9 protein-coding genes and 1 pseudogene are annotated in these 8802 nt (G+C 67.5%); 3 read left to right on the top strand and 7 right to left on the bottom strand.

Going from position 1 to position 8802, the window contains the following annotated elements; translation table 11 throughout:
• The 5 genes and pseudogenes from WAX14_RS15940 to mftA all read right to left on the bottom strand — a co-directional run.
• Nucleotides 1–218: pseudogene (locus WAX14_RS15940) on the bottom strand (2,4-dienoyl-CoA reductase); the annotation flags it as partial.
• 23 nt (nt 219–241) lie between these two features.
• Nucleotides 242–1453, bottom strand: coding sequence for a pre-mycofactocin synthase MftD (mftD, locus tag WAX14_RS15945; RefSeq protein ID WP_422629028.1), 1212 nt, complete (start codon nt 1451–1453; stop codon nt 242–244).
• A 21-nt stretch (nt 1454–1474) separates the two neighbouring features.
• Entirely contained in the window at nt 1475–2716 is a 1242-nt protein-coding gene (gene mftC, locus WAX14_RS15950) for a mycofactocin radical SAM maturase (protein ID WP_422629029.1), read from the bottom strand.
• A 31-nt stretch (nt 2717–2747) separates the two neighbouring features.
• On the bottom strand, nt 2748–3047 hold the full coding sequence (gene mftB / locus WAX14_RS15955) for a mycofactocin biosynthesis chaperone MftB (protein WP_422629030.1): 300 nt from the start codon (nt 3045–3047) through the stop codon (nt 2748–2750).
• A 1-nt stretch (nt 3048) separates the two neighbouring features.
• Nucleotides 3049–3144, bottom strand: a complete 96-nt coding sequence (mftA, locus tag WAX14_RS15960; protein WP_422629031.1) for a mycofactocin precursor MftA — start codon at nt 3142–3144, stop codon at nt 3049–3051.
• Nucleotides 3145–3288: 144 nt separating this feature from the next.
• Between mftA and mftR the strand changes: the two genes are divergently transcribed.
• Both mftR and mftM read left to right on the top strand, forming a co-directional pair.
• Nucleotides 3289–3918: a mycofactocin system transcriptional regulator gene (mftR, locus tag WAX14_RS15965; RefSeq protein WP_422629032.1), complete on the top strand. Its 630-nt coding sequence runs from the start codon at nt 3289–3291 to the stop codon at nt 3916–3918.
• Nucleotides 3915–4724: a mycofactocin oligosaccharide methyltransferase MftM gene (mftM, locus tag WAX14_RS15970; protein ID WP_422629033.1), complete on the top strand. Its 810-nt coding sequence runs from the start codon at nt 3915–3917 to the stop codon at nt 4722–4724. Before mftR ends, mftM begins: the two co-directional genes overlap by 4 nt.
• Nucleotides 4725–4786: 62 nt before the next feature.
• On the opposite strand, the gene WAX14_RS15975 is transcribed toward mftM, so the two are convergent.
• Both WAX14_RS15975 and WAX14_RS15980 read right to left on the bottom strand, forming a co-directional pair.
• Nucleotides 4787–6445: an ABC transporter permease gene (locus WAX14_RS15975; protein ID WP_422629034.1), complete on the bottom strand. Its 1659-nt coding sequence runs from the start codon at nt 6443–6445 to the stop codon at nt 4787–4789.
• Entirely contained in the window at nt 6442–7347 is a 906-nt protein-coding gene (locus tag WAX14_RS15980; protein WP_422629035.1) for an ATP-binding cassette domain-containing protein, read from the bottom strand. The genes WAX14_RS15975 and WAX14_RS15980 overlap by 4 nt, the downstream gene beginning before the upstream one ends.
• A gap of 212 nt (nt 7348–7559) precedes the next feature.
• Between WAX14_RS15980 and WAX14_RS15985 the strand changes: the two genes are divergently transcribed.
• Nucleotides 7560–8777: a lipase family protein gene (locus WAX14_RS15985; RefSeq protein WP_422629036.1), complete on the top strand. Its 1218-nt coding sequence runs from the start codon at nt 7560–7562 to the stop codon at nt 8775–8777.
• Nucleotides 8778–8802 lie beyond the last annotated feature (25 nt).

The following is an 8802-nucleotide window of genomic DNA, read 5'->3' on the forward strand; positions in this document are numbered from 1 at the left end:
AGCGGCGCCCGTTCGTACGGATGATCGCCCGCATGCACCGAGGCGACCTCGGTGACGACGATGCCCGCGCCGCCGCGGGCACGACGGGCGTAGTAGCCGACGTGACGACGCGAAATCGCTCGTCCTACAGCAAGATTCGTTTCGTGCGGACCGAAGATCACCCTCGCCGGAGCGGTGCGGCCGGCGAGGGTGATCGGGTCGGTCGGGGCAATGCGCATCGGCGCGCGTCCCGGAGTCCGGTTCAGATGCCGAGGTCCCGGCGGAATCCCTCGGGCACGATGACGTCGTCACGGGTGAGATCGTGGATCGAGTCCTTGCCCAGGCCCATCAACGCGGAACCGATTCCGCCGCCGAGGATGTCGAGAACATTCTCGACACCGGCCTGGCCGTTGGCGGCGAGGCCCCACAGGTAGGCGCGACCGATCAGCACCGCTCGGGCACCGAGCGCGACGGCCTTGACGACATCGCTACCGCGACGAATCCCGCCGTCGAGCAGCACCTCGACGTCCTTGCCGACGGCATCGGCGATCGCCGGGAGCGCCCGGATCGGTGCGGGTGTGCCGTCGAGATTGTTGCCACCGTGGTTGGACACCGAGATGGCGGTGACCCCGGCGTCGACGGCACGCTTCGCGTCGTCGACCCGCATGACCCCCTTGAGCATGAACGGGCCGTCGCCCCACTGCTCACGGAGCCAGGCCACGTCCTCCCAGGTGGGTAGCGGCGTGCCCATCCACTCGCCGTAGGCGCCGAAGAAGGTGGGTGCCGCGCCGCCGCCGGGCGGGGTGAGGTTGGGGGTCGTCAGATCCGGCAGACCGAGCGACTTCGCCCACTGCAGCATCCACTTCGGCCGGGTGATGCCCTCGGGTGCGAACTTGATCATCGCCTCGAGGTTCATCCGCTCGGGGATCGAGGGGCTGCCCCAGTCGCGGCCGTTGGAGAACGACCAGTCCAGGGTCATGATCAGACCCTTGGCGCCGGCGGCGCGGGCGCGTTCCATGCGCTGGACCAGCACGTCGCGGCTGCCGACCCAGTACATCTGGAAGAACGTCTTGTCGTTGACCGCGGCGACGTCCTCGACGGACTTGCTCGCGAACGAGCTCAGACCCATCGCGATGCCGCGCGCGGCGGCCGCCCGCGCGACCGCGACCTCACCGTCGGGGTGCACGGCCTGCACACCGGTCGGCGAAATCATCACCGGCATGGACACATCCTGGCCGAGGACCCGAGTACCCATCTCCCGCTTGTCCGACAGTCCCGCAACGTGCGGCGCGAACCCGAGTTCGCGGAACGCGGCGGTGTTGTCGTCGACGGTCAAGCCCGCTTCCGAGCCGGCGACGAGCGCGCCGTACACGGATTTGGGCAGCCGCTTGCGGGCTCGCTGCTGCGCGACGGCGACGGTCTCGAACCAGGGGTCCTGGCCCCACGGGTTCTTCAACCAGGATGGCGTGGCCATTGTCTTGTGATCTCCTCGAAATTACAGTCCGGCGAGCGGATTCTCGTCGCAGAACTTGGCGGGCGGCTTGGTGAGCAGGGTCAGCGGGACCGGTGCCTGCGGGGTGCGGCGCTCGGCGCGTTTGCCGGTACGCGAATGGTCGACGCTCGATTGCGGCACGGTGCGGTCGCCCTCGAGCGCGGGCTGACCGTATCCCTGGACGCATTCGGGGTCCGGGCCGTCCATCGGGAGCCCGGTGAAGAACTTGGCGGCCATGCAGCCACCGCGGCACGAGTCGAAGAAGTTGCACGAACTGCACGCACCCGCGGACTGCGGTTCGCGCAGTTCACGGAACAGTTCGGAGTTCTGCCACACCGAGGCGAATCCGCCGTCGGTGAGGATGTTGCCGGCGTGGAAGTTCTCGTGGATCGCGAAGGGGCACGCGTAGACGTCGCCGACCGGATCGATCAGGCACACCACCCGGCCCGCGCCGCACAGGTTCAGGCCGGGCAGCCCGCCACCCTCGGAGCCACCGAAGGCGGACAAATGGAAGAACGAGTCGCCGGTGAGCACACCTTCGCCGTGTGCGACGAGCCAGTCGTAGAGCTGCCGCTGCTGCTCGTGGGTGGGATGCAGATCGTCCCACACGTCCACGGCGCGGCCGGACGGACGCAGCCGCGTGATGCGCAGGGTCGCGCCGAATTTGTCGGCGAGCGCCTTGAATTCGTCGAGCTGGTCGACGTTTTCGCGGGTGACGACGACGGAGATCTTCGCGTCGCGGAATCCGGCCTCGGACAGGTTCTCCAGCGCGCGCACGGCCATCGCGAACGAGCCGGGGCCGCGGACGGCGTCGTTGACCTCGGCGGTCGCGCCGTCGAGGGAAATCTGCACGTCCACGTAGTCCGACGCGGCCAGGCGTGCGGCGACCTTCTTGTCGATGCGGACGCCGTTGGTGGAGAACTTCACGCCCACCTGGTGCTCGGTGGCGTAGTCGACCAGTTCCCAGAAGTCCGAGCGCACGGTGGGTTCGCCGCCGCCGATGTTGACGTAGAACACCTGCATACGCTGCAGTTCGTCGATGATCGCCTTGCACTGTTCGGTGGACAACTCGTTCGGGTCGCGCTTACCGGACGAGGACAGGCAGTGCACGCACGACAGATTGCAGGCGTAGGTCAGTTCCCAGGTCAGGCAGATCGGGGCGTCGAGACCCTTCTCGAACTGGTCGACGAGGCGGCCGACCTTCGGTGGCGCGGCGGTGACAGGAGGTTCGAGCAGCGAAGTCATGTGCTGGTCCTTGCGTGGGATGGTCCGGGTCTCAGGCCGGCACGATCATGTGGGAATCGGCCAGGGTGCTCAGGGCACGGAGGTAGGGCTGCTCCGCGCTCTCGTCGATCCCGTGGGCGCGCAACGCATCCCGCACCGAGTCGTGATCGTCGAGCGATCGGACGACCGCGACGATCACGGTGTTCTTCAGGAACGACAGCTTGCGGGTGCCGAAGTGGTAGAGCAACGCCCCGAACGGCTCGGGGCGAAGCGCTACCTGCGGGTGGAGCCGCCACCTGGCGCCCGGATCGAACTGTGCAGTTGCCACGGCGGTGGCTCCGGGTGCGGTCATGTCAGTAGACGCCGCACATGCCGTCGATGGAGACCTCTTCCACGAGGGACTCCTCGATGAGTTCGGACCCGACCACCGCGTTGTCACGATCGGACATGTTTTCCTCCTCGGTTGGTACTTCACGACAGTTCCTGCACTCCACGGCGGGAGCCGGCGGCCACAGCCGGGGACTTGCGCTGTGACTCGGTTCACCACTGTAATGGCATCGAGTGCACAATGTCATCCATGGATCGAGGAAAGCATGCGTAGCCGACGAAAACCGTCCGCTCGGACAGGTCGGCGCCCCTCCACTACGCGGGAGGGACTCAGCGCCGTCGGGATCGAACTGTTCCGCGACCGCGGGTTCGACGAGACCAGCGTCGACGAGATCGCCGAGGCTGCCGGAATCGCACGTCGCACCTTTTTCCGGTACTTCCCGTCGAAGAACGCGGTGCCGTGGGGAGATTTCGATGCGCACCTCACGCACATGCGCACCCATCTGGCCGCACTCCCGAACGACATGCCGCTCGCCGAGGCCCTGACGTCCGCGCTGCTGGATTTCAACACCTTCCCCGAATCGGAAGCGCAGCGGCACCGCGCCCGTATGGATCTGATCCTGCGCAATCCGACCCTGCAGGCCTACTCGTCGGTGATGTACCAGGGCTGGCGGCAGGTCATCGCCGAATTCATCGCCGGACGCACCGGCACCCGACTCGACGACCAGTTCCCGCGTACCGTCGGCTATCTACTACTGGCGGTGGCGGTCTCGGCGTACGAACAGTGGCTCACCGACGATTCCGTCGATCTTCCCGACCTGCTGGCCGCGGGAATGCGCACGCTCTACAGTGGGCTGGAATCCCCGGCCACCCCACCGAACGAGGTTGCGTCTTGAGTGTGCTCGATTCCCTCGCCCCCTGCACCCCCGGTCTCTGGACGCACGACCAGGTCACCGTCGAGCATGTCGCGTCCGGCCCGTTGACGTTGCGGCGCAACGACGGCCGACTGCACGTGACGCATTCGCTCCGCCCCGACGATCTCAGCGAACGACTCGTCGCCGGCGTCACCGCATCCATCGAAGACGCCGACTTCGGGCAGGGCGAATTCGAACTGACAATGGTCGGCCTGGTCCGTTCGACCGTGCCGGACGCACTCGACGCCTGGGTCACCTACTATCGCAACTCCCTGAGTGAGCTTCTCGACGGCACAGCGGATTTCGCGCCCATTCACGACAAGGCCGAGGAACTCGTCCGCGGCCGGGTGCTGGATCTCGGCTCCTGCTTCGGGTTCCTGCCACTACGCCTGGCCGGCGCGGGCACACCGGTCACCGCCACCGATATCCTGCCCGGCACCATGTCGCTGCTCGACGCCGTCGCCCCACGCCTGGGCCTACCCGTCGACACCCTCGTCTGCGACGCCGCGAACGTGCCGGTTCCGGACGACAGTGCCGACACCGTCACCGCGATCCACCTGCTCGAACACGTCGACGACACGATCGGCGCCGCCGTGATCGCCGAGGCCCTGCGCATCGCGCGCGACCGGGTGGTGATCGCGGTACCGTTCGAGGACGAGGCCACCGCCTGTCACGGTCATGTCCGCACCTTCGACCTCGACGCGCTGCGTCGACTGGGAGAATCCACCGGCCGGGACTTCGAGATGTTCGAGCATCATGGCGGGTGGCTGATGCTCGACGCCTCCTGACAATCCGTTCTGTGTGGAATTGTGTCCGCCTCACGAACACGATTCCACACAGAAGACCACCCTCACTGCACGGAGATGTCGCGTCGGCGCAGTGCCGCGACACCGGCGGCGGCGAGCACTACCGCGACGACGGTGAGCCCGACCAGCGGCAGAGGCCGCAGATCCGCCGCCGGTAGCGCCGGGACGTGCGTGAACGGTGACAGGTCCATCACCCACTGTGGCAGGCGCACCAGCGGCCCGATCTGCGCGATGAGCACCCATACCGTGAACAATGCCCACGCGACGCTTCCGGCTCGCTGCGGAAACACCCCGACGCACAGGACTGCTGCGGCAGCGACGAGCAGTACCGCCGGAACGAACGCGAACGCCGCAGGCAACAGATCACCCAGCGGGCCACCGACATCGCCGATCGTCATCCCGTACGGCACCGCAACGGCGACGCCGAGAATCACGTGCAGAACCAGGATCCCGACGACGGCGACGGCGATATGCGACAGCATCCACCGGGCGCGACCCAGGGCCGTCGACAACAGCGGTTCGACGCGGCCGGAAATCTCCTCGCCGTGCATGCGCAGCACCGCCTGCACGGCGTACGCGGCGATCACGAAGGACATCATCAGGAACGTCATCGCGAAGTAGGCGTCGGTGAGCCCTTCGGCGCCACCACCGAGTTCGCTCACCATGTCGGCGACACCGCCACCCTCGTCGAGGAAACTGTCCATCTCGTTCGCGATACTGCCGTAGGTGGCCGCCAGTACGGCAATGCCGAGCGCCCACCATGCCAGGGTCGTTCGGTGCAGTCGCCACGCGAATCCGAGTGCGGTCGGCAGATGCGGAGCGGCTCGCGCCGGTCCCGGTCGCGGCTGTACGAGGCCGGCACCGTGATCGCGTCTGCCGATCAGTGTGTAGGCCAGCGCCACGGTCATGGCCACGAACACCGCGAAAATCGCGAACACCCACCAGACGTCGGCGTCGAACGGGCGAACCTGCTGGGCCCAACCGATCGGGCTCAGCCACGACGGCCACCCGCTGACGACCCGGATCCCACTCGCGTCGACGGTGCCGGTGCTGTCACCGACCGCCCGGAGCAGGAAGGACACACCCAGCACCGCACCGGCCAGACCGTTCGCGGCACGCGACCCCTCGGTGACCTGCGCCGTGATCGCACCGACACCGGCGAATGCGAGCCCCGCTGCGCCCGTCGCAGCGCCGATAGCAATCGATCCCGCGACGGGGAGGCCGGAAACGACGGACACCACGGCGATCAGCGCCGCGAGAACGACATCGCTCGCGAGAGCGACCACCAGCGCGGCGGTGAGCATGGCACGGCGGCCGACGACGGCAGCGCCGACCAGTTCCGCACGTCCCGTTTCCTCGTTCTGGCGGGTGTGCCGAACGATCATCATGCTGTTCATCAGTCCGGCCGCGAGCGCGAGATACATCATCGCCTGAGTCGCGACGATCGCACCGAGACTGTCGCCCGACACCAATCCGTTGGTGGCGAGCACCACCGGCGACACCGCGGAACCGACCGCAAGCTGATGTAGATCGGCCGCGGTCGGATACAGATCCTCGATGCTCAGCACCGTCACGGAGTAGACGGCCGCGAACGCCACCAGCCACACCGGTATCTGGACGCGGTCGCGGCGCAGCGCGAGGCGGATGAGCCTGCCCGTGCCTGCGTACGCGGGACTCGGGTGTGCGGTCGCGACGGCGGTCATCGTCCTCCCCCGCCGCGCACCTCGTCGCCGTAGTGCCGCAGGAACAGTTCCTCCAGCGTGGGCGGGGTGCACGTCAGCGATGTCAGTTCGAAGTCGAGCAGGCGCCGCAGTACCGCGTCGAGATGCGCGGTGTCGACTTCGCAGCGCACCCGCAGGCCGTCCACTTCGAGGTCGTGCACACCGTAGATCGATTCGACACCAGTTGCGGGCCTGACAGTTTCGGCCCGTATCGACGTTCGGGTCAGGTGACGCAACTCGCTCAGCGTGCCCGATTCGACGGTGCGCCCCCGCCGGATGATCGTGACCCGGTCGCACAGCGCCTCGACTTCGGACAGGGTATGGCTGGACAACAGCACCGACCGGCCGTCGGCGACGGCGTCGCGCACACAGTCCCGGAACACTTCCTCCTTGAGCGGATCGAGTCCGGAGGTGGGTTCGTCGAACAGGAACAATTCCACGTCCGAAGCCAGCGCGGCGACGATCGCGACCTTCTGCCGGTTGCCCTTCGAATAGGTGCGTGCCTTCTTGGTGGGATCGAGATCGAACCGTTCCAGCAGGTCCTCGCGGCGACGTTCGTCGATGCCCCCGCGCAACCCGGCCAGCAGGTCGATCGCCTCGCCTCCGGTCAGATTCGGCCACAGATTCACATCGCCCGGCACATAGGCCAGCCGACGATGCAGGTCGACGGAATTGCGCCACGGGTCTCCGCCGAGCAACTCCACTCGGCCGGAGTCGGCGCGCAACAACCCGAGCAGAATCCGGATGGTGGTGGACTTCCCGGCGCCGTTGGGTCCGAGGAAACCGTGTACCTCCCCACGACGCACCTCGAGATCGAGTTCGTCGAGTGCCCGGGTCGGGCCGTACGATTTGACGAGTCCAACTGCGCTCAGTGCGGTCGTCATGGTCGGGACGTTACCGCGAACACGATTCCCGCGCGCGAACCACCACAGATCGTGGTCGGCCACCGCGGGGCGACATGGCGCGGTGTCGGTATCGTAACGACCCGACACACGGAGTCCGAATCGTAACGATCCTCGGTCGACCGTCGATACCGTAGGGAATCGTTGTCTCCCGTCACCACATACCGGGAAATTTCGCCAGTGGAGGTTCTTCTGTGGGTACCCGACTTCGTCGTCGAGTTCTGACCGCGGCCGTGTGTGCCGCAGCGGCAGTCACCGCCGTCGTATCGAGCACGCAGGCCGCCGCCGCACCCGTGTACCCACCGCTGCCCGCCGACCCGTTCTACCGGGCGACCGCGCAGTCCGCCGGCGCCGCGCCGGGCGACGTTCTCGGTATCCGTCGCATGCCCACCCCACCCGAGATCGTCGGAGCCGACACCTGGCAGATCAGCTTCGCGTCCACGAACTCGCAGGGACACCCGATCACCGCGGTGACGACCGTGTTCGCTCCCGTCGGCAAAGCACCCGACGGACCGCTGCTGTCGTTCCAGCATGTGATCAACGCGCTCGATCCACAATGTGCGCCGTCGCAGACACTGTGGACCACCGACCCGAACCTCGCAGTCCGCGAGGCCGTCGGGTTGAACGCCGTCCTGCAGCAGGGCTGGACGGTCGCGATCCCGGATCATCTCGGCCCGACCAGCGCGTACGGCGCCGCCAAACTCGGCGGCCAGATCACCCTCGACGGCATCCGCGCGGTCCAGCGCGCCGCGGAACTGCAGGTCGGACACAGCCCGGTCGCGCTCGCCGGCTACTCGGGAGGCGGAATGGCGACGGGATGGGCGGCTGCGCTCGCCCCGAGTTATGCGCCCGAACTGAACATCGTCGGGTCCGCGATGGGCGGCGTCCCCATGAACCTGCGGAAGATGGTCGACGGTATCGGTACCGAGCCGCACCCCGTGTTCGGTCTGGCCTTCGCCGCGGCGCTCGGGCTCGAACGCGAGTACCCGAACCGAATCAACCTCAGCGGGCAGCTCACCCCCGTCGGGCTGGCCATGCGTGACGGGCTCACCGCCGCGTGCACCAACGACATCCTGCGGATCGGTGCCGGTGGCAGCCTGCCGCAGGTCACTCCGATCGCCAGGCTGACCGACGAACCGGGCGCGCTCGCCGTCGTCGACGAGAACAGCCTCGAACTGTTCCCCGGCGTGCCGAATGCGCCGATCTTCGAGTGGCACAGCCCCACGGACGCGTTGATCCCGGTCGATTCGATCGACGCGACCCTCGACCGCTACTGCGCCGCCGGCGTACCGGTCCAGAGCCTCGAGACCCCGACCCCCGACCACATGTCTGCGGCGGTCCTCGGGCTCGGACAGGCGACGGACTTCCTCACCAAGCGTTTCGCGGGCGAGGACACACCGACCACCTGCTGACCCACCCGTGTGCCGTTGTGGGTGT

Source organism: Rhodococcus sp. (in: high G+C Gram-positive bacteria), from assembly GCF_049299235.1.
In the GTDB taxonomy this organism is placed as follows: domain Bacteria; phylum Actinomycetota; class Actinomycetes; order Mycobacteriales; family Mycobacteriaceae; genus Rhodococcus.

Excerpts from the sequence above, each read along its gene's own strand:
- mftD (WP_422629028.1), bottom strand. The coding sequence starts at position 1,453 with ATGGCCACGCCATCCTGGTTGAAGAACCCGTGGGGCCAGGACCCCTGG.
- mftA (WP_422629031.1), bottom strand. The coding sequence starts at position 3,144 with ATGTCCGATCGTGACAACGCGGTGGTCGGGTCCGAACTCATCGAGGAG.
- WAX14_RS15975 (WP_422629034.1), bottom strand. The coding sequence starts at position 6,445 with ATGACCGCCGTCGCGACCGCACACCCGAGTCCCGCGTACGCAGGCACG.
- mftR (WP_422629032.1), top strand. The coding sequence starts at position 3,289 with ATGCGTAGCCGACGAAAACCGTCCGCTCGGACAGGTCGGCGCCCCTCC.
- mftC (WP_422629029.1), bottom strand. The coding sequence starts at position 2,716 with ATGACTTCGCTGCTCGAACCTCCTGTCACCGCCGCGCCACCGAAGGTC.
- WAX14_RS15980 (WP_422629035.1), bottom strand. The coding sequence starts at position 7,347 with ATGACGACCGCACTGAGCGCAGTTGGACTCGTCAAATCGTACGGCCCG.
- mftB (WP_422629030.1), bottom strand. The coding sequence starts at position 3,047 with ATGACCGCACCCGGAGCCACCGCCGTGGCAACTGCACAGTTCGATCCG.